16 protein-coding genes are annotated in these 20,340 nt (G+C 53.8%); 14 read left to right on the plus strand and 2 right to left on the minus strand.

Annotation, left to right across the window (positions count from 1 at the left end; translation table 11 throughout):
• Positions 1–56: 56 nt before the first annotated feature.
• The 10 genes from MKZ15_RS02720 to MKZ15_RS02765 all read left to right on the plus strand — a co-directional run bounded on the left by MKZ15_RS02720 (position 57) and on the right by MKZ15_RS02765 (position 12,400).
• Positions 57–1,856 carry a sensor histidine kinase gene (locus MKZ15_RS02720; RefSeq protein WP_339819641.1) on the plus strand — a complete coding sequence of 600 codons (1,800 nt, stop codon included), beginning with the start codon at positions 57–59 and terminating at the stop codon, positions 1,854–1,856.
• Entirely contained in the window at positions 1,849–3,426 is a 1,578-nt protein-coding gene (locus MKZ15_RS02725) for a response regulator (protein ID WP_339819643.1), read from the plus strand. Before MKZ15_RS02720 ends, MKZ15_RS02725 begins: the two co-directional genes overlap by 8 nt.
• A gap of 103 nt (positions 3,427–3,529) precedes the next feature.
• A complete protein-coding gene (locus MKZ15_RS02730) occupies positions 3,530–4,885 on the plus strand; it encodes a sugar ABC transporter substrate-binding protein (RefSeq protein ID WP_240908774.1) in 1,356 nt (451 codons plus the stop codon).
• A gap of 84 nt (positions 4,886–4,969) precedes the next feature.
• Positions 4,970–5,920: a sugar ABC transporter permease gene (locus MKZ15_RS02735; RefSeq protein WP_155607453.1), complete on the plus strand. Its 951-nt coding sequence runs from the start codon at positions 4,970–4,972 to the stop codon at positions 5,918–5,920.
• Positions 5,921–5,925: 5 nt separating this feature from the next.
• Positions 5,926–6,765, plus strand: coding sequence for a carbohydrate ABC transporter permease (locus MKZ15_RS02740; RefSeq protein WP_155607452.1), 840 nt, complete (start codon positions 5,926–5,928; stop codon positions 6,763–6,765).
• A gap of 18 nt (positions 6,766–6,783) precedes the next feature.
• Entirely contained in the window at positions 6,784–7,674 is an 891-nt protein-coding gene (locus tag MKZ15_RS02745; RefSeq protein ID WP_193416719.1) for a glycoside hydrolase family 43 protein, read from the plus strand.
• A 1-nt stretch (position 7,675) separates the two neighbouring features.
• A complete protein-coding gene (locus MKZ15_RS02750; RefSeq protein WP_339819651.1) occupies positions 7,676–9,382 on the plus strand; it encodes a hypothetical protein in 1,707 nt (568 codons plus the stop codon).
• Between the two features lie 137 nt (positions 9,383–9,519).
• Positions 9,520–10,086, plus strand: coding sequence for a flavodoxin family protein (locus MKZ15_RS02755; RefSeq protein ID WP_155607451.1), 567 nt, complete (start codon positions 9,520–9,522; stop codon positions 10,084–10,086).
• A gap of 346 nt (positions 10,087–10,432) precedes the next feature.
• The gene (locus MKZ15_RS02760) at positions 10,433–11,170 is read left to right on the plus strand and encodes a glycerophosphodiester phosphodiesterase (protein WP_155607450.1); all 738 of its coding nucleotides are present in this window, start codon (positions 10,433–10,435) and stop codon (positions 11,168–11,170) included.
• Positions 11,171–11,173: 3 nt separating this feature from the next.
• Positions 11,174–12,400: an SLC45 family MFS transporter gene (locus MKZ15_RS02765; RefSeq protein ID WP_155607449.1), complete on the plus strand. Its 1,227-nt coding sequence runs from the start codon at positions 11,174–11,176 to the stop codon at positions 12,398–12,400.
• 79 nt (positions 12,401–12,479) lie between these two features.
• Here MKZ15_RS02765 and MKZ15_RS02770 read toward each other — a convergent pair whose 3' ends face one another.
• Positions 12,480–13,223, minus strand: a complete 744-nt coding sequence (locus MKZ15_RS02770; RefSeq protein ID WP_339819654.1) for a YcnI family protein — start codon at positions 13,221–13,223, stop codon at positions 12,480–12,482.
• 51 nt (positions 13,224–13,274) lie between these two features.
• Entirely contained in the window at positions 13,275–14,972 is a 1,698-nt protein-coding gene (locus MKZ15_RS02775; RefSeq protein ID WP_339819657.1) for a copper resistance protein CopC, read from the minus strand.
• A gap of 315 nt (positions 14,973–15,287) precedes the next feature.
• On the opposite strand from MKZ15_RS02775, the gene MKZ15_RS02780 reads away from it, so the two are divergent.
• The 4 genes from MKZ15_RS02780 to qoxC all read left to right on the plus strand — a co-directional run bounded on the left by MKZ15_RS02780 (position 15,288) and on the right by qoxC (position 20,340).
• Complete coding sequence (locus MKZ15_RS02780) at positions 15,288–16,262, plus strand: diaminopimelate dehydrogenase (RefSeq protein ID WP_339819659.1); 975 nt, start codon at positions 15,288–15,290, stop codon at positions 16,260–16,262.
• Between the two features lie 530 nt (positions 16,263–16,792).
• Positions 16,793–17,749 carry a cytochrome aa3 quinol oxidase subunit II gene (gene qoxA, locus MKZ15_RS02785; protein WP_339819661.1) on the plus strand — a complete coding sequence of 319 codons (957 nt, stop codon included), beginning with the start codon at positions 16,793–16,795 and terminating at the stop codon, positions 17,747–17,749.
• A gap of 24 nt (positions 17,750–17,773) precedes the next feature.
• Positions 17,774–19,747, plus strand: coding sequence for a cytochrome aa3 quinol oxidase subunit I (qoxB, locus tag MKZ15_RS02790; RefSeq protein ID WP_155607445.1), 1,974 nt, complete (start codon positions 17,774–17,776; stop codon positions 19,745–19,747).
• Entirely contained in the window at positions 19,744–20,340 is a 597-nt protein-coding gene (gene qoxC, locus MKZ15_RS02795; protein WP_155607444.1) for a cytochrome aa3 quinol oxidase subunit III, read from the plus strand. The genes qoxB and qoxC overlap by 4 nt, the downstream gene beginning before the upstream one ends.

Here is a 20,340-nt window from a genome sequence, read left to right on the forward strand (position 1 = left end):
TTATTGCGAGAATTGTCCGATTTGGTTATAGTGTTGTGCATAAGGGAGGGGCGCCGATGTTTTTTTCGTTGCGCAATCGGCTGATTGCCGTATTTGTCGTCTTATTGGTCATATCCTTTTGCGTCATGTTCCTGATCAGCTATAACAAATCCAGCGCCATCCTGCGTTCCGACAGCGAAACGGCGGCACTGGAAAAAATGACGGCCTACACCGCGCTTATCAACTCCACCATCGGCCAAATCTACGATTTTTCCTCGATTATCTATAACAGCGAAATCACGAACGAGTGGAGCGAATACGTCTCCGATCCGAAGCTGTCCGACGGGCAGAAAATGTTGAAGAACATTCAACTTAGCAAGTTTCTGACGCGTACGGTGAATAACTATTCCATCATCGCCACCGCCTCGATTTATCGCAAGGACGGGCTTTACGTCGGTTTAGACAATCGAATCCTGCAGGATCCTTCGTTTTTGGAGGCGGACTGGTATACCGATTTTTATAAGTCTGAACAGCACTGGGCTCCAGCGAGCGTGGATCCCTATGAACCGGTTCGCTTGAAGCAGCATGAGGTGATTAGCTTCTTGATCCCCATCGGGACGTTTAGCATTTCGCAAGCTACCGCCGTCATGAAGGTGAACGTTCGCGCGGAATACTTCAAGGATCCGCTCAGTCAGGTCCATCTCGGGACGCATGGCACGATCTTCTTGCTCAGCGGCGAAGGCGAACCGTTGTTAGGTCAGCCGTTGTCGGATTTCGACGAGCCGGTCTTAAACAAGCTGATGGACATTCGAGGGCATGGCCCCCGGGAGGGCGTTTTCTACGCCAGACCTCAAGGCGAAGACATGATTTATGTGTACAAAAAACTGCAATTCAACGATTGGATGCTGGTTGGCGCCGTCTCGGAAAAGGAGCTGTTGGCCAACCTGATCAATCTGAAATCAGGGATTCTGGTCGCGACCGGGACGTTGCTGGTGTTCGCCGTCCTTGCGGCTGTCTGGATTTCCTATAGCATCACGAAACCTCTGGGAGGCTTGGTAGCGGCAATGCGGCTCGTCCAACGCGGGGAATTCGCCCAAGCCGAGCAGCGCATCCCCGAGCGTCAGCAGGTGAACCATGAGGTCGGGTTCGTAACAGCCACGTTCCGCAATATGATCGTTAGGCTGCGGGCCCATTTGAAGAGCGAGTTCGAATTGAAGCTGCGACGGCAACAGGCGGAATATCGGGCGTTGCTGATGCAGATCAACCCGCATTTTCTGTTCAACACGCTGGAGCTGCTTAGCAGTCTGGTCATCCAGAGGCGAACGGATGATGCCGTCGACGTTATCGAGTCGCTGGGCAAAATGCTGCGTTTCTCGCTGAATGCCAAGAGCGATTTGATCCCGCTGCGCGACGAGGTGACGTATACCGAATCTTTCGCGGCTATTCTGAACCACCGGTTTGCCGAGCAGTTGGATTTGTCGATGGAGAACGCCGTACCCGATCGTCCGGTTTATATCGTGAAGTTTATTTTGCAACCGCTCGTTGAAAATGCGGTCAAATACAGCCAAGTCAAAAGCGACGTCGCCGTGGTACGCATCCGGATCTGGGAAGAGGAACAACGCTTGCTCTTGCAGGTGAGGGATAACGGGGTAGGTATGGACCCGGAGCTGGTACGGCAGTTAAACGCGGAGTACCAGCATTCGCAATTGGAGCAGGTATTAAGCACCGGGGGGAGACAGATCGGCCTCCGAAACATTTTGGCACGCTGCGCACTTTATTACGGAGCCGGCTTTGCGTTTTCGATCCAATCCGCGCCGGAAGAAGGGACCACCATCACGCTGAGTTTGCCGATTGGGGAGGGGGATGCCGATGTATAACGTGTTATTGGTTGATGATGAACGGGAAATACGCCAAGGCTTAAGGCTGAAGATCGATTGGCAGCAGCTTGGCTTGCAGATTGCCGGGGAGGCAGGGAATGGCCAGGAGGCGCTGGCGTGGCTCCAAACCCAGCCATGCGACATCATTATTACCGATATGCGGATGCCGATTATGGACGGGGTGGAGTTGCTCGAAAGCTGCTCCCGGAAATATCCCTCCATTCGTCTTATCGTGCTGACGGGATACGACGATTTTCAGTACGCGCATGCAGCAATCAAGAATCGGGCCAGTGATTTGCTGCTAAAGCCGGTGACGCGAAGCGAGCTGGCTGAAACGTTGAACCGGGTCGCCTCCGAACTGGACCAAGAACGTTCGGCACAAGAGGAACGCAAGCTGGCCGAGTGGAAGCTGTCCCGTTACCTGGAGGAAATGAAAGAGCAGTTTATCAACAGCGTGATCAAAGCTTACCCGGGCGGCAGTCATTTATGGCAGGAGCGGATTCGGTTGTTCGGCTTGAGCGAGTTCGCCGTGCAACCGGTGCGTTTTGTGGCGATCGGTTTGTCGCCGCTAGAGACCCCGGATGAATCCGGTCTTCGTCTTCCGTTTGAACTGCTGTGCCGGGAACTCGCCGGTACGTCCGACACCGGGCCCGGAATTCCGGTATTTCGGGAAGCGAAGCATCCCGATATGCTGTTTGCCATCGTGCCGGGCGATCTGGAGGCCGTGCAGCGCTTCTCGATTCAGGTGACCGACATCGTCCGCCGCTACTTAAAGCGGGAGGCTCTCATTACCGCGGGCGAACCCACACAGGGTCTTGAGGCCTGGCGTGAAGGTTACCTCTCCTCTGTGCTGGCCTGGTATATGGGGCAGCATGCGCAGCAAGCCGAGGGCGAGTCCATGCGTGGCCCGGCGGATCCGACCCAGCTGGCGATGCAGGATAAGCTGAAGCTGCTGCAACGTCATTTGGCCGACGGCCGTAAAGAAGCGTTCGAGAAGCTGGTTGAAGAAGAACTCGCCAAAGCCCTCGCCCTGTCGCATCCGCAGTTCGTGAAGCTGATTTTTCAATGCTGCTTGTCGATTGAATTGGCTGCGGATACCCTGGGGTTCGCATTGCGTGACAAGGATGAGATTTGGATCGATCCGGAGTGGGTATGGGGGCTCGGAACCGTACCTAAAGCCTGCCGTTTTCTTTACGGCCTGGCCGATCCGCTATTTGCTTTGAAGAAGGGCTGCGGCACCCGAGAAGAACCTTCCATCGTGGAAGCGATGAAGGAAATGATCGAGCTGAACTTCATGAATGATCTCAATTTGTCGCAAATCGCGGAGCAATATCACTATAACCTTTCTTACTTGTCCGATCTCTTTAAAACGAAAACCGGGAAATCCTTTCTCCAATATCTGACGGATGTTCGCATGAACAAAGCGGTGCAGCTGCTCGATGAGACGCCGCTCGCCTTAAGCGATATCGCGGAACTGACGGGCTTCTCCAATGCCAGTTATTTCAGCACGAAGTTCAAGAAGGTGTTTGGAATCAGTCCCTCGGAGCACCGGCAATCAGACAAAAGCTAAAAAAAGTATAAGTGCAATGTCCAAAGAAATTGGATTCTTCTCCTCTTTTGTATGCGCTACCATTTAACCAGCAAGACCATTAAGCATAAGGGGGAAGGTATAGATGAAGAAGACCAAGGCGATGTTGTTGGCTAGTTTGCTTCTCGTAACCGCCATCTTGGTTTCGGCATGCGGGTCCGGTAACAACAATGCGGGCAGCGCAACGACCGGGAATTCAAGCCAGCCGTCAGAGGCGGGGAACGCCTCCAGCGAGGAACAAGTTGAGCTCCGCGTCATGTGGTGGGGGGACCAAACTCGGGCTGACATCACGACGGCCATGCTGAAGAAATTCGAAGAGAAGCACCCGAACATCAAAGTGGTTCCCGAGTTTTCTCCTTTTGACGGATATTTCGACAAGCTGAATACGCAGCTCGCTTCGGGAACAGCGCCAGACCTGTTTACGTTAGGGAGCAACATCTTGGAATATGCAACACGAAATGTGCTATTGGACATCAATTCGTACGTCGGCAATGAGGTCGATACCAGCAAGATTTCACCGCAGCTTATCAACATGAATACCTTTGACGGCAAGCTGCAAGGGATCTCGATTGGAGCGAACTCCACGGCCATCCTGGCCAACACGGCACTATTCGAGAAAGCCGGATTAACCATGCCGACGAAGGATTGGACCTGGGATGATTTTATCAAGATCAATGAGCAAATCGCCGCGACAGGCAAAGGGATCTACGGGTCATACGATTATTCCGGCGAGATGGACCAGTTTGGCGTCTACCTGACTCAACGCGACAAGATGATCTACAATGAGCCCGAACAGAAGCTGGGCTTCGAGGCCGCGGACGTAGCCGAGTGGTTTACCCTCTGGGAAGGCATGCGCAAGGCGGGCAGCATCGTAACGCCGGAGCTGCAGATTTCGGCTGATCCGGACGACACGAGTATGTCCCTGGTCACGAAAGGCCAAGTAGCGATGCAGTTTATTCCAACCAACCAGTTTGCTGATTTCCAGAAAATGTCCCAGGATAAGCTGACCCTGATTCCGGTTCCGATGGGGCCTAACGGAAGCATGATCTCCGTTCAATCGAGCCAGAACATCGTCGGTTATGCGAATACCAAGCATCCGAAGGAAGTGGCGATGTTGATGGACTTCTGGGTTAACGATCCGGATGCGGCTAAAATCCTCGGCAACAACCGCGGCGTGCCCGTCTCCTCGGAAATGCGGGCGGTCCTGAAGGCGGAAGCCTCCGAAACGGATAAAGTCGTTTATGATTACCTGGATATCGTAGCCGTTGATGACGTGGATTTGCTGTACAACGTTCCGGGATCAAACGAATTCAAGCAGGAGCTGCTGAAAGCCAGCCAAAACGTCGCCTTCGGACGCATGGATATTGCGAAGGCCGCAGAAGAGTTTTACGCTCAGGGGCTTAAGATCTTGCAGCTGAATTTGAGTTCAACGACAAAATAACAGGTCTGTCACAAGGAGAGGGGGGATCCGTTTGGTTCCCCTTTTTCTGAACCTGAGGATAGATTGATGCGGAGGTGCCTACTTATGAATTCAGTGACAGGCGTGGCGACCCAAGCAAGCGTGAAACGGAAGCAACGTCGATCCTTGAAACGGAACATGACGGGATATTTGTTTTTGCTCCCTTGGTTGATCGGATTTTTTTGCATGGCGATCGGGCCGATTCTGGCTTCGCTGTATTTGTCCTTTACGAACTATAACATGTTGAAATCCCCTGATTGGATCGGGCTTCATAACTTTACGGAGATGTTTACCGGCGATGCCACGTTTACGCATTCGTTGAAATTGACGTTCCAGTACGTGTTCCTCTCGGTCCCTTTGCGGCTGGTGTTTGCATTGGCGGTCGCGATTATCTTGAATAAAGGGTTGCGGCTGCTTGGGTTGTACCGAACCGTCTATTACATCCCTTCTTTGCTCGGGGGGAGCGTGGCGATTGCCGTCGTTTGGAAAAAAATCTTCTCGGGTGACGGGTTGTTCAACCGGTTCCTCGAAATTTTTCATATTCATGCCCCCGATTGGGTGGCGAATCCGGGCTACATTATCTACTCCATCGTCGCGCTGTCGGTTTGGCAATTCGGCTCGTCCATGGTTATCTTCCTGGCCGGCCTCAAGCAAATCCCGGGCGAAATCTATGAGGCCGCAGCGGTCGACGGGGTCAGCCGGACACGTCAGTTTATGCGGATCACGCTGCCGTTGCTGTCCCCGGTAATCCTGTTTAACCTGGTCATGAACATGATCGGCTCGTTCCAGGTGTTTACCTCCGGGTACATTATCGGGGATGGGCACGGCGGGCCGATTGATTCGACGATGTTTTACTCGTTGTACTTGTACTTGAAGGGGTTCTCGTACTTTAACATGGGTTACGCTTCGGCTATGGCCTGGGTGATGCTGGTCATTATCGGCATCTTTACGGCGGTCGTATTCGCCTCCTCCAAGTATTGGGTTTATTACGGTGACGGCAAGGACGAAAGGGGCTGAGAGAGATGGTGTTGAGGCTAAGCTTAAGCAAATTGTGGAGACATGTGGTGGTGATCGTGATCGGCATGATCATGATTTACCCGGTGCTTTGGATGATAAGCAGCTCGTTCAAGCCAAACGCGGAAATCTTCTCGGACCTCGGCCTGTGGCCGGACTCCTTCACGTTGTCCAATTACGTGAACGGATGGCGGGGGATTCAAGGGTATTCGTTCGGGCATTTCCTAATGAACTCATTTATCATCGCGGCACTTGCGGTGATCGGCAATGTCATTTCCTGCTCGCTCGCGGCCTTTGCCTTCGCGCGTTTGAATTTTGTCGGTCAGAAATTCTGGTTCAGCATGATGTTGATGACGTTGATGCTGCCGTTTCAGGTCACGCTCATTCCGCAATATATTCTGTTCCATACGTTCGGATGGGTGAATACGTTCCTGCCGCTGGTCGTGCCGAAGTTTTTTGCGCTGGATGCGTTCTTCGTGCTGCTGATGGTGCAGTTTATTCGCGGTTTACCGTTGGAGTTGGACGAAAGCGCCCGGATCGATGGCTGCGGACCTTTGCAAATTTATCTACGAATCATCATGCCGCTTTGCGTACCGGCGGTCATAACGACGTCGATCTTCACGTTCTATTGGACATGGGACGACTTCTTCGGGCAAATGATTTACCTGAACAGTCCGAAGCTCTTTACGGTCATGATCGGATTGCGCTCGTTAATCGACTCCACCAGCACCTCGAACTGGGGTTCGCTGATGGCGATGTCGACGGTGGCGGTCGCACCGGTGATCGTGATTTTCCTGATCTTCCAACGTTATATCGTCGAGGGGATCTCCACGACGGGGCTGAAGTAAGGATAGGAGGGAACTGTTGTGAACTTAACGTTATCGGACATCCATATCCGAGATCCGTTTGTTCTGCCGGAGCCAGCGGAAGGCAAATATTATATGTACGGCACGATTGGTGAGACATGCTGGAAAGGAAAGCCGCGCGGGTTCGACGTTTACGTGAGCACGGACCTGGCGGTCTGGGAAGGCCCGTACCCGGCGTTCCGGCCGGCCCCGGACTTCTGGTCGGACTTCAACTACTGGGCACCGGAGGTGCACGAGTGGCAAGGCCGGTACTACATGTTCGCCACCTTCAAGGCGGACGGGCGATGCCGGGGCACGCAAACGCTGGTGGCGGAAGGCCCGCTTGGCCCGTTTCGGCCGCTCGGCGATGGGCCGTTAACGCCGCGCGATTGGGAATGCCTGGACGGAACGTTTTATGTCGATCGGCATGGAGAGCCCTGGATGGTGTTCTGCCATGAATGGGTTCAAGTGCAGGACGGGGAGATTTGCGCCGTGCGCTTGAGCCGTGAGCTAGATCGGGCAGTGTCCGAGCCTGTGCTGCTGTTCCGGGCCTCCGAGGCGCCATGGGCCGAGGGGATTCGCGGCGGGGCCAATTATGTCACGGATGGTCCGTTCCTTTACCGTGCCGGAACCGGCGAACTGTTGCTGCTCTGGTCCAGCTTCAGCGACGGCGGCTATACGATCGGCTGCGCCCGGCAGGCTGAAGACGATATCGATGGATCTTGGGTGCAGGACGCTGAACCGCTGTACAAGCGAGACGGCGGACACGGCATGGTATTCCGGACATTCGCAGGGGAGCTGCGCCTGGCCATCCATACGCCGAACGATAGCCCGAATGAGCGTCCGATCTTCATTCCGGTGGAGGAGCGGGGCGGACGATTGAGCGCGTTCCCGAAAGAAGGGGGGATGTGAGGTGGGCGAGACGGGTGTACTAGAGCGGCTTCGCAAGCTGGATGTACTGTCGACTGTGAGCGAAGAAGGGCTGCGCAAAAACGCGGATCGCGCCATCCTGGAAGAGTTTGCCGCCTCGGGCGTCAAATTTGCAGCTAACGAAGGGAGTCCGCTGGAGATCGTCTATTATGCCGGCGTGCGAAAACTGCTCGACTGCATCGTGCCGTCGGTGAGCGGCGTGCCGGTGCTGCATGAAGGCGGCGTATATCTCGGTACCTGGCTGGAAAGTACCGGGACGATCAATGCCGAGCTGCTCAGCCGCTTCGTGCCGTCGGTGGCGCAAGCGAGCTTTGCTTTGTTCGCCGACTACCAAAGGTCCGATGGCCTGATGCCGTACAAAGTGACCGGAGCCGGGCCGGCGTATCGGCAAATTCAAATGGTCACGCCGCTGGCCCGTTCCGTATGGAACCATTACCGGCTGAATGGGCGGTCGGACCGGGCATTCCTGGATAAGATGTACCGCGCCATGGAACGGCATGACGCCTGGTTGGCCGCGTTCCGCGATACGCGGGGGACGGGATGCGTCGAGGCGTTTTGCACGTTCGATACGGGTCATGATTTATCCCCGCGCTTCTGGCATGTGCCGGATACGCCGCATTTGGGCGACCCGCGTCGGTACGATCCGGATTCGCCGGTGCTGCCGCTCTTGGCGCCGGACCTGACGGCCAATGTATATTGCCAGCGAACTTATTTGGCGGACATCGCCGCAGAGCTCGGGATGGCCTCTGGCATGGATTGGGCGACGAAAGCGGAGGAGAGCTTGTCCAGCCTGATGAAGTTTTGCTTCGATGCGGAGGACGGATTCTTCTACGATGTGGATGCGAGCGGACAGTTTGTTCGTATCCAGTCCGATGTGCTGCTGCGCGTATTGGCCTGCGAGGTAGGGGACGAGGAGTTTTTTGCTTCGTCGTTGCGCCGCTATTTATTGAACTCACGGAAGTTCTTCGCCAAATATCCGTTTACTTCGATCGCGTTGGACGACCCGCGGTTCGATCCGTCGTCGGCTTATAACACTTGGGCGGGAACGACGAACTTCCTTAGCCTGATCCGTGCGCCGCACGCGTTCGAGCACCACGGAAGGTATGTGGAGCTGACCTGGGTGCTGCAGCCGATTCTCTCGGCGATGGTCCGCATGCAGCGGTTCTCGCAATGTCTTAGCCCGTGGACGGGAGAAGAAGGCTACACGGAGACCTACTCCCCTGCGATTCTGTGTCTGCTCGACTACGTGGAGAGACTGTGCGGCATCTTGCCAACGCCGGAGGAGGAGCTGTGGTTCACCGGACTGCTGCCTTATCCGATGGATCACGGCGAAGTGCCGGCGGAGGAAACCGCTTATGCTCGGACGGTGGACGGAACAGTGTTCGAGCTAGTTAATACGCGTGAAGGCAGCACCGTTTACCGGAATGGGGAGCTCTACTGCCGCTTTCCGTACGGAACTCGGCTCGTCACGGACCGCAGCGGCGAGCCCAAGTCATTGGTTGGCCTTAGCGTTCGAACGGTAGACGGCCTGCTGGAGTTCGGCGGCCGAGCTTATCCGGTAAGTCTCGGCGGAAATGAGATAGGGTCAATGGATCGGAACGCCTCTGAATCGGGCCTCGAGAGAAGTTCAGGGGGCACTTCTTCCGGCCCCTCGGCAATGCCCGGCGTCGTCCTGCCCGCCCATTACTAGACAACCCCCTGCACGTTTCGCGAAAAACCGCCATAAACTTTTTTAGATTGGCATAAATGAGTCTGCCCATCGTATAACATAAGTAGGCGTAATTCGGGAAGTTTTCGCTTGAGAATGAAGAAGGGGAGTGCAGGGGAATGCGCATTGCAGTCATTCAAGGAAGTGCAAGGACCGGAGGGAATACGGAGGAGTTGACGCGACTGGCATTAGAGGGGATCCCCTTTACGAATATCGTGTTGCGAGAGAAAGAAATCAAGCCGATTCACGACCAACGTCACGAAGAAGGCGGGTTTGATCCGGTGGATGATGATTACGACGATCTCATCTTGCAGGTGCTGGAGCATGATATTCTGGTCTTCGCCACACCAGTATATTGGTACGGAGCATCGGGTCTAATGAAAAACTTCATCGATCGCTGGTCACAAAGCCTTCGTGACGTTCGCTTCAACTTCAAAGAGCGGATGGAGGCCAAAACGGCATATGCCATCGTGGTTGGCGGCGACAATCCGCGAATCAAAGCGCTGCCGCTCATTCAGCAGATGCAGTATACATTTGATTTCGTCGGCTTAACCTTTGCCGGTTACGTGATTGGAAAAGGTAGCAAGCCGGGTGAGGTGCTGAAGGATATCCGCGCGGTTCGCGACGCCGAGGCGTTAAACGCCGAGCTGCGGAAGGCTGAGCCGGTGACGGTAAATCGTTCCTGACGGGACGAAAGCAGGTGATTGGACGAGTGGGCTGTCCGAGAACGGGACGTGCGGCTGCATTGGCAGTCGCACGTTTTTTTTCGAAGTAGAGAAAAAGTTCGTTTTCGTTAGGCCAAACAGGCTAGGGTGTCTCTCTTGACGATTATCCCGTTGCATCAGGTTGTGGTCTAGATCCCCTATTCCTGAATGAAAGGGATAATCGTGCAAAGAGGCGCAAAGGGTCAAATCTCGTTGGGAGAAGGCCGGAAATCGCGGAGCTTTTTTTATATGGGCCTAACAATGCAGGATTATACTATAGGGATGGATAATATTAATTTTAAATAAAATCCCTAGGAGGATGATCCTTTTGACCGATATCATCAATTTCGCGCATCGCGGGGCGGCGGGGCATTACCCGGAGAACACGATGCTGGCATTTGCCAAAGCCCTGGAGATGGGGGCAACCGGCATCGAGACAGACGTGCAGATGACTCGCGACGGACAGCTGGTTCTGATTCATGACGAAACGCTGCAACGGACGGCAGGAACGTCGGAGTGGGTCAAAGATTTGACGTTGGCCGAAATCAAGCAACGGGAGGTAGGCTCCTGGTTTCATGAAGACTTCGCGGGTGAACGTATCCCGGCGCTGGAGGAGCTGCTGGACCTCGTGCGCGGCACGGACACGATCGTGAACATCGAGCTGAAAACCGGCGTCGTGCTCTATCCCGGCATTGAGCAGAAAGTGGTGGATGCGGTACGGCATTATGGTTTGAGCGAACGGGTCATCATTTCAAGTTTTAATCATTACTCCCTGGTTGAATGCAAAAGACTGGCTCCGGACATTCGCACTGGCATTCTGTACATGGAAGGCTTGTACGAGCCTTGGGATTATGCGAAACGGATCGGCGCGGAAGCGCTCCATGCTTACCAGTACGCGTTGACACCGGAGCTCGTGACCCTGGCTAAAGCCAACGAGGTTGTGTATCACCCGTTTACCGTAAACGATCCGAAGGTGATGTTGGCGTTGATTAACGCTGGCGTAGCCGGCATCATCACCGATTTCCCAGACCGCCTGGCGGAGTTGCTGGCGAAACAAGGGGTGTAGCGGATGAAAAAAACATGGCTGCTGGGACTTGGTTTTTTTAGTATTAGCTTGACCTGGGCGTTGTACAATGCGTTCGTTCCGCTTTTTTTGGACGACTATTTGAAGAGCGCCGCCATGATCGGGTTCATGATGACGATCGATAATTACTTCGCCATTGTATTGCAGCCATGGATCGGACACCGCAGCGATAAGACAAATACCCGGTACGGACGGCGGATGCCTTATTTGTTGATCGGCATGCCGCTGGGCGCCGTGTTTGCCACGCTGATTCCGTGGCATACCGGATTCGTGACTCTGGTATTGTTTATGGTATTAATGAATTTGTCGATGAGCTTGTTCCGGGCGCCGACGGTCGCGTTGATGCCGGACATTACGCCGGAACCGCAGCGGACCCAAGCCAACGGCGTAATCAATTTTATGGGGGGCATCGGCTCGGTGCTAGCCTTCGGAATCGGCTCCCAGCTCTATGGCATCGGATCCTATGTACCGTTTCTATTTGCTGGAGTCGTGATGGTCATCTGCTTGTTTGTGTTAAAGGCGGTCATTCGCGAACCGGCCGCGTTGGGGTTGGGGTTAGCAGGGCACGCCGCGGCGGCCCAGGAACCGAAGCCGCAAATTCGAATTAAGGACCAACTGGACAAGACGACCGTGTTGATTTTGGCGGCAATTTTCTTCTGGTTTGTGGCTTATCAGGGAGTTGAGGCTTTATTCACGTTGTACGGCACGAAACAGGTCGGCATGAGCGATGCGGAGGCCTCGTTTTCGTTGACGTTCTTCTCGTTAGCCTTCCTGCTGTTTGCCCTGCCGAGCGGCTGGCTGGGAGCGCGCTTCGGGAAGAAGATGATCATCTCGATCGGGGTTGCCGGATTGTTCGTCATTTTCGGAGCGATGATCTTCGTTGATTCCGTCCTATGGCTGCGGGTACTGCTCATTGTCGGAGGAATCTTCTGGGCTTGCATCAACATTAACTCTTACCCTTGGGTTGTTGCCACCGGGCGGGAGGAGAGCATCGGGACGCGCACAGGGATCTATTACTTCGTGTCCTCCTTGGCTGCGATTACGTCGCCGCCGCTGCTTGGCTGGCTGATTGACGTTTTCGGCTACCCGGCGTTGTTCATCAGCGCATCGGCCGGGATGCTGCTGGCACTGTGCTGCCTGCTTGTTGTTCCCCGGGAACGGCAGAAGATAGGCAGGGAACCCTACGATCAACCCCCAGTCGGCATGAGATAAATCGATATATTGCCATAAAAAAAGCAGCGGACTCTCTGATGCGACGATGTATCCGAGAGAACCGCTGCTTTTTTGAATGTTAGGTTGTCTTGCGTTTGCGTCCGGCGCGCAGTGCAGCCCACAAGGCTGCGAGTGCAACAAGCAGAGCGCATGCCGAGAGCACGAGGGCCACGGTCCCGGCAGAAGAGCTGATGCCGCTTGAGGAGACGGCACCGGGAGCTTCGACGGTAGCGGGGCTTGCCTCCACGTTGCTGGTCGTGGCATCCTCCTTGGTGCTGCCGTGATCATGCCCGGCGGCAGAATGTTCGCCCTGTTCGCTGCTCTCCGCGGCGCTTACGACCGTCAGCGAATGCGGCCGATCGTCACCCTCTGCCCCAGTCCATTCCACCACGCTGCCATCGCTGTAATACTGGAAGGCGTCCCAGGCTAGTTCCGCGTTCTCGCTTGGGTTCTGTGCGACGAACTCAAACTGCTGGAACTCCCCGGCGCTGATCCCGTTGCCTTCGGCCGTCCAGGTGACGGCAGTGACCGTTCCATCTTCCGCCTTCGTTAGATCCACGGACCACTCCGGTACCGGGCGGTATTGTTTAAAGGCAACGCCTTCCGGGATTTTGAGCGCCACTTTGACGGTGGGGATGTCTTTCTCAACAGGTACCTTGAGGCTGTAAGTTTCCCAGGCGCCTGGGGTGGACTGGCTTGGTTTAACGGTAACGTGTGCGCTGGCTGTCCCGGTGAAGATGGTGAATATCAGAATCCAAGCGATAGCGGGGGCGGCGGCATAATGCCAAACACGCTTACCGAAAAAACGAGTGGGATTGAACATGGCTAAATCTCCTTTTTATTGAAAAATGGATAGTTCGGTAATCGGTGATTCCTATGGATTTCCTACCGTCAGCTCCGTATCGTAATCGTAGCGATCCAGCGATTTCGTCAGAATATGGACATGAACGTTCCAACGGCCGCCCATTGTCATGAGCTCACGGGCTTCCGGCGGCGAATCGCCGGGGAAAATGATTTCCGTTTTGCCCATATCCATTTCTTTTGAAGTCAACTCAAGCGTCACTTGCTCTACGTCGTTGCGTAGGTTTCCGTCTGGCCCGTGAACGTACACTTGAAAAAGGTTGGTTCCTACGACATTTGGAGTAACGTATATCGTCACCTTTGTCCCGTCATCCAACCGCTCCGTTAGCTTGGCAGGACCTGGGGTTGTTGCGGCCGTCGGTAAATTTGCCAGGACAGCGGCCAAAATGAGCACCACTAAACCTGTTCCAAATTCGTACCATACGCCGGCGTTTAGCGACTTTTCTGCCCGTCGTCCACGCAGGAAGGATAAACCTCCAAGCAGCAGGCAGATTAGTGTCAGAGCAATCTTCCCCAACAGGATGCGGCCATACGCCGTATGCGTAAGCGAGTATAAGGTCGGCACATGCAACAGACTGTTATAAACGCCGGTCCCCAACAGGATGGCGACCATGAAGAAGGCAAGGATCGAGAAGCGCCGGATCGCACGCCAATACAAATGATTCTCAGGCGATACGGACGGGTGATCACGGCTTGCAGCGGCGTGTTGAGTTGTCACCGGAAGCAAGTACGCTAAGGCGCCAACGCCGCCCAGCCAGATCAGTGCCGAGGCCAAATGCAGGAAGTCCGCCGTAACGGCGATCCCCTGCGCCTCGGCGGTGGCTGCATGTCCGATGAAGGCCTTGGTGAGGAGCAGGCCCAAACTCAATACCATCGCACCGCCCAGCGGAAATAGACGTGGCCGGGTCATTCGGCTGGCACGGAGAAGGAACAAAGTCCACAAGAGCCATCCTCCAAGCAGCAGAAGCTGAATTTTCCAAATCTCCCCGAAGGTCGTATACGCCAGCGTTTGACGCCAAAGAACGGGGGCGAACGCTTCCCGCCATCCTCCCCCGGCATCGCTAGCCGTTTGCTGAGGCAAACTAAGCAGGACACTGGTGGTGGAAGCGATAAAGCCAGTTAGCCATACGGTTCGGCTACGTCTTCTCAGACGTTCGGACCAGGTGTTGTACCGGCGAGGGAGAAGCCAGGCATGAAATACGACAGCCCCAAGATACCCCGCTGTACCTCCATAGAACAGCCAGCGGACTAGTACGAGACTCCAGTCCGGGAAGGAGTTGCCACCGTCAGTAGAGGGGTGAATCGGAAGGTTGCTGTTTGAAGCCTCCTTCCCGATCTGGAACGGAATCGTTCCAGAGATGGCATGGCCGTCGCCGGAAACGACGTTCCATTTGGCCGTATACAATCCCTCTGGTAAGTCCGGCTGCATAGCGACGCTCAGTCGGGAAGGCTTGTTGGGGTCGATCTCGGCTTTCCCGTCGGCTACGTTATCCCCGTTTGGGCCTATGATGGCGATTTCGTGAAACCCTTCCTCGAGAGGTTCGTTAAAATCGATCACAAACTCAGCGGGCGAAGTGTCCAGTATCACATTGGCCGCCGGGTCCGAAGAGACGACGTAGGCATGGGCAAAAGCGGAAACCGGAGCCAGAACAAAGAGGACAGCGCAAGCTACCGCCGCCATGAAACTCCATTTGTACAGCCGAATTTTCAAACGAATCTAGCTCCTATTCGGAATAGTCTATGAATTTCATCACAACGATTAACATTTTACAATGATTAATAAGGGGTGGGTATGACTAGAATGGGCTATATCGTAAAGAAATCGCACCTCAATTGTGACCGATTTGTGAAGTGTCGAAATTAAGATTTGCATAAAAATACAGTGTCATTTGCACAAAAGCACATATTTTTTAAACAAAAAGACTAACTTTGCATGTTAACTATTTAAAAAGTGATAAGGGTAAATTACAATGGGGGTTAGTCCATAGCATAAGACGAGATTGACTATAATGAAGGAGGATATACAGTGGCAACAATTCGGGTAGGTATCGTAGGTTACGGAAATTTGGGACGGGGCGTGGAGCTGGCGTTGAAGCAAAATCCGGATTTCCAGCTGAAAGCGATTTTCTCACGCAGACAACCGGACGCGGTGGCGTCGGCGAGCGGCGTGGTTCACATCTCCGAGATCGAAAAATATAAGGGCGACATCGACGTGTTGATTTTGTGCGGCGGGTCGGCTACGGACTTGCCAGAGCAAGGGCCGCAATTGGCGGCCATGTTCAATACCGTCGATAGTTTTGATACGCATGCGAAAATTCCGGAGTACTTCGCGAAGGTGAACGAGGTTGCCGAGAAAGCGGGAACGGTTAGCGTCATCTCGACCGGTTGGGATCCGGGTTTGTTCTCGCTGAACCGGCTGCTGGCCGAGTCCGTGCTGCCGGAAGGGAACGACTATACGTTCTGGGGCAAAGGTGTCAGCCAAGGGCATTCCGATGCGATTCGCCGCGTGGCGGGCGTGAAGAACGGCGTTCAGTATACAATTCCGGTGGAAGCGGCGGTTGAGCGCGTGCGCCAAGGTGAAAATCCGGAGCTGTCCACGCGCGAGAAGCATCTGCGTGAATGCTTCGTGGTTGCGGAGGAAGGAGCCGATCTGGCGAAGATTGAGCAAGAGATCAAGTCGATGCCGAACTACTTCTCGGATTACGACACGACCGTACATTTTATTAGTGATGCAGAACTTAAGGCGAACCACTCCGCGATGCCGCACGGCGGCATGGTGCTGCGCAGCGGTCGGACCGGCGAGAACAGCACACAGCTGATTGAGTTTAGCCTGAAGTTGGATAGCAATCCGGAATTTACGGCTAGCGTATTGGTCGCTTACGCTCGTGCGGCGTACAAGCTGTCGCAAGCTGGCCAGTCGGGAGCAAAGACCGTCTTCGATATTCCGTTTGGCTTGCTGTCGCCGAAATCGCCGGAACAGCTTCGCAAAGAGCTGCTGTAGTCGAATATTCAGCCTTATGCTGGGCGGTTCTTGTTCCGTCCGCTTGAGAGAGAATTGAAGCATGAGTTAAGAGGTTGTCCCGAGGGCAGGTGAGTTTGCTGCTTGGGACAGCCTCTTTTCTATTATTACAAACGGAAAATGTCACGAAAATGTCGTAAATTCCCTTAACGTAAGAGGGAAGAGTGTGCAACGCGAAGCAAGTCTCCAGAGTTTATATTGTGAACAAGATCACAAATAACGGATTTTATATGACAATTCTGCGAACTCTGACGAGGGAGAGGCGCATTGTGAACAATTATCAAAATCGGCAAATTTGACGGATAATGGCCGAAAATCGCCGTCAATCAACTTTCACTGCGATGTATAGGACAAAAATCACACTTTACACTGTTATAAATTTACAGATATAACAATCTCTATGAATTGTTATTCAACCGCCCCTTTCCTAACATGAAAGTAACTGATCGAACGAAGCGATCCTCTAAGCTAGGGGATGGCGTTCATAATGAAGAAAGGGGTATCGGTATCCTATGAAAAGGAAAGGGTTGCTGCTCGCTTTATTCTCGGCCCTTCTTGTCCTCCTGACCGGTTGCAACCAGCTGGCGGTATTGAATCCGAAAGGTCCGGTGGCCAAGACCCAATCGCAAGTCATCATTTTTTCTATTTTAACGATGGCGTTTATTTTGCTGGTCGTTTACACGCTGTACATTTACATGCTAACGAAATATCGCGCCTCTAAAGCGGCTCCGGATTACGAACCGCCGCATGTCGAAGGCAGCAAATGGCTGGAAATCACTTGGATTACGATTCCAATCATTATCGTGGCCGTTCTTTCGGTCGTGACCGTGCGCAGTACCTCTGCGGTGGAAAAGGTGCCTGAAGGTTATGAGGATCAAAAACCGCTTGTGATTTATGCGGCCTCGTCCAACTGGAAATGGCATTTCAGCTATCCGGAGGAAGGCATCGAAACGGTTAACTACGTTAACTTCCCGACGAACCGTCCGATTGAGTTCCGGCTGTATTCGTTCGGGTCGATTACGAGCTTCTGGATTCCGCAGCTGGCTGGCCAAAAGTACGCGATGAGCGACATGGTCAACACGCTGAACATCGTTGCCGAGCATGAAGGCTCGTATATGGGCAAGAACTCCAACTTCTCGGGTGAGGGCTTCGCGCATATGGAATTCGAAGCGTTGGCCATGACGCCATCTAAATATGACGAATGGGTCAAAGAAGTGAAGGACACGGCTTCTGAACTGACCGAACCGGAGTTTGACAAATTGCTGGAGACCGCACATGTCGGCCGCCAAACTTATACCTCCACCCATTTGGCTTTCCGGCCTGCACCGGAAGGGGAGAATGCCGGCCATAATCATGGCGGCGAGAATGGCGCTGTTGAGGAGTCCGGACAGACCGAAATGGATCATTCTACGATGGACCATTCCGACATGGACATGACAGAATCCAGCGATCACGAAGCTCATAACTAATCAACGAGAAGGGAGAAGCTTAACATGAAATGGGACGAATTTTTCGTCACAGGTGAGCCGATGATTTACGGCGCGATGGTTAGTATCGTGGTCGTGTCGTTGGCGATTCTCATCGGACTAACCTATTTTAAAAAATGGGGCTGGCTGTGGCGCGAATGGTTGACGACTGTCGACCACAAGCGGATCGGCATCATGTATATTATTGCAGCATTGATCATGTTATTCCGCGGCGGCGTAGATGCGCTGCTCATGCGGGCTCAGCTGGCGATTCCGGAGAACGGACTGCTGGACGCGCAGCATTATAACGAGATTTTTACGACACACGGGGTCATTATGATCCTGTTTATGGCGATGCCGTTTGTTGTCGGTTTGATGAACGTAGTCATTCCGCTGCAAATCGGTGCGCGCGACGTTGCGTTTCCACGATTGAACGCCGTCAGCTTCTGGTTGTTCTTCGCCGGAGCGATGTTGTTTAACATCTCCTTCGTCATCGGGGGCTCCCCAGATGCCGGATGGACGGCATACTTCCCGCTGGCTAGCATCGAGTTCAGCCCGACGGTGGGTAACAACTATTACTCGATCGCCATCCAGATTGCGGGGATCGGGACCTTGATGACCGCAGTGAACTTCCTGGTGACGATTCTGAAGATGCGTGCACCTGGGATGAAGCTGATGAAAATGCCGATGTTTACCTGGTCGGTGCTCATCACTAACGTCATCATCTTGTTCGCGTTCCCGGTACTTACCGTGGCGCTGGCGCTGATGATGTTCGACCGGCTGTTCGGCACGCAGTTCTTTACGATGGCCAACGGCGGGATGGATATGCTCTGGGCCAACCTGTTCTGGGTATGGGGCCATCCGGAGGTTTATATCGTCATTTTGCCGGCCTTCGGGATTTACAGTGAAGTCATTTCGACCTTCTCGCGCAAAAATCTGTATGGTTATAAATCCATGGTATGGAGCATGGTCGTCATTTCCCTGCTGTCGTTTGTCGTATGGGCGCACCACTTCTATACGATGGGACACGGCGTGATGGTCAACGGGATCTTCTCGATCACGACGATGGCGATTGCCGTTCCAACCGGGGTCAAGATTTTCAACTGGCTATTTACGCTGCAAAAGGGGCGCATCGAGTTTACGACGCCGATGCTGTACTCCCTCGCCTTTATTCCGATCTTTACGATCGGCGGGGTGACGGGGGTCATGCTGGCGATGGCGAGCGCCGACTATCAATATCATAATACGATGTTCCTGGTCGCGCATTTCCACTATGTGCTCATTCCGGGGACGGTATTCGCGGTCATCGCCGGGTTCTATTACTGGTTCCCGAAACTGTTCGGCTTCCGACTGAACGACCGCCAGGGCAAGCTGGCCTTCTGGATTATCGCCATTAGCTTTAACGTCACGTTCTTGCCGTTGTTCTTCCTCGGCTTGAAGGGGATGACTCGGCGGATGTACACCTATTCGGAAAGCACGGGCTTCGGTCCGCTGAACTTGATCGCTTCGATCGGGGCCGTGGGACTCGCCATCGGGTTTATCGTTCTGGTTTACAACATCTACTGGAGCTTCCGCTATGCGGAACGGGATACTACCGGAGATCCTTGGAACGCTCGTACGCTGGAATGGAGCACGCATTCTCCGGTTCCGGAATACAACTTCGCGATCGTACCGAAAGTGGATTCGCTGGATGCGTTCTGGGAATCGAAGAAAAGCGGAAAACCGCTGTTCACGGATAAAATCGAAGAGATTCATATGCCAAACAACAGTGGTCAACCGTTTATCCTCGGCATGATTTTCATGTTCTTCGGATTCTTTATGGTCTTTAGCTGGTGGGTACCGGCGATTATCGCCGGCCTGGGAATTGTCGTCATGCTGGCGGTACGTTCTTTCGAACGCGACCATGGGCGTCACATTCCGGTCAGTGAAATCATCAAAACCGAGCGGGCTTTAGCCGATCGGATGGATACGGATGCAGGATTGCGGGGTGAACACGCATGAAAGTAGATCATACTTTGCCTTTGGAATATCAAACGGAAGAGAACAGTAACCGGGTACTCGGGTTCTGGCTGTTCCTGGGTGCGGAAATCGTGCTCTTTGCCACACTGTTCTCGGTCTATCTGACGCTGTGGAATCGGACCGGTAACGGACCGAGCGGCGCGGAGATTTTCGAAATTGGACCGGTTCTGGGCGAAACGTTCCTATTGTTGACGAGCAGCTTCACCTGCGGGTTGGCGGTACACAGCATGCGGTTGGGGCTAAGAAAACCGTTTATGGCTTTCTTCGCCATCACGCTGCTGCTTGGCCTTGGGTTCCTTGGCATCGAAATTACCGAGTTCGTCACCTATGTTCATGAAGGTGCAACGATCCAAACCAGCGCATTTCTATCGAGCTTGTTCGTCCTGTTAGGCACCCACGGCGCCCACGTGACGATGGGTCTGCTGTGGGGCAGTGGGCTCATGCTTCAGGTGAAACGCGAAGGATTTACTCATGATACGGCGAACAAATCGTTTATTTTCTCGCTGTACTGGCACTTCTTGGATGTCGTCTGGATCTTCATCTTCAGCTTCGTATACTTGAAAGGACTGATGTGA

The organism is Paenibacillus sp. FSL R7-0216 (assembly GCF_037969915.1).
Lineage (GTDB): Bacteria > Bacillota > Bacilli > Paenibacillales > Paenibacillaceae > Fontibacillus > Fontibacillus rhizolycopersici.

What these genes read in the sequence shown, in the direction of transcription:
- qoxA (WP_339819661.1), top strand. Translation starts at nt 16,793, where the DNA reads ATGAAAAGGAAAGGGTTGCTGCTCGCTTTATTCTCGGCCCTTCTTGTC.
- MKZ15_RS02740 (WP_155607452.1), top strand. Translation starts at nt 5,926, where the DNA reads ATGGTGTTGAGGCTAAGCTTAAGCAAATTGTGGAGACATGTGGTGGTG.
- MKZ15_RS02755 (WP_155607451.1), top strand. Translation starts at nt 9,520, where the DNA reads ATGCGCATTGCAGTCATTCAAGGAAGTGCAAGGACCGGAGGGAATACG.
- MKZ15_RS02770 (WP_339819654.1), bottom strand. Translation starts at nt 13,223, where the DNA reads ATGTTCAATCCCACTCGTTTTTTCGGTAAGCGTGTTTGGCATTATGCC.
- qoxB (WP_155607445.1), top strand. Translation starts at nt 17,774, where the DNA reads ATGAAATGGGACGAATTTTTCGTCACAGGTGAGCCGATGATTTACGGC.
- MKZ15_RS02735 (WP_155607453.1), top strand. Translation starts at nt 4,970, where the DNA reads ATGAATTCAGTGACAGGCGTGGCGACCCAAGCAAGCGTGAAACGGAAG.
- MKZ15_RS02725 (WP_339819643.1), top strand. Translation starts at nt 1,849, where the DNA reads ATGTATAACGTGTTATTGGTTGATGATGAACGGGAAATACGCCAAGGC.
- MKZ15_RS02765 (WP_155607449.1), top strand. Translation starts at nt 11,174, where the DNA reads ATGAAAAAAACATGGCTGCTGGGACTTGGTTTTTTTAGTATTAGCTTG.
- MKZ15_RS02720 (WP_339819641.1), top strand. Translation starts at nt 57, where the DNA reads ATGTTTTTTTCGTTGCGCAATCGGCTGATTGCCGTATTTGTCGTCTTA.
- qoxC (WP_155607444.1), top strand. Translation starts at nt 19,744, where the DNA reads ATGAAAGTAGATCATACTTTGCCTTTGGAATATCAAACGGAAGAGAAC.
- MKZ15_RS02730 (WP_240908774.1), top strand. Translation starts at nt 3,530, where the DNA reads ATGAAGAAGACCAAGGCGATGTTGTTGGCTAGTTTGCTTCTCGTAACC.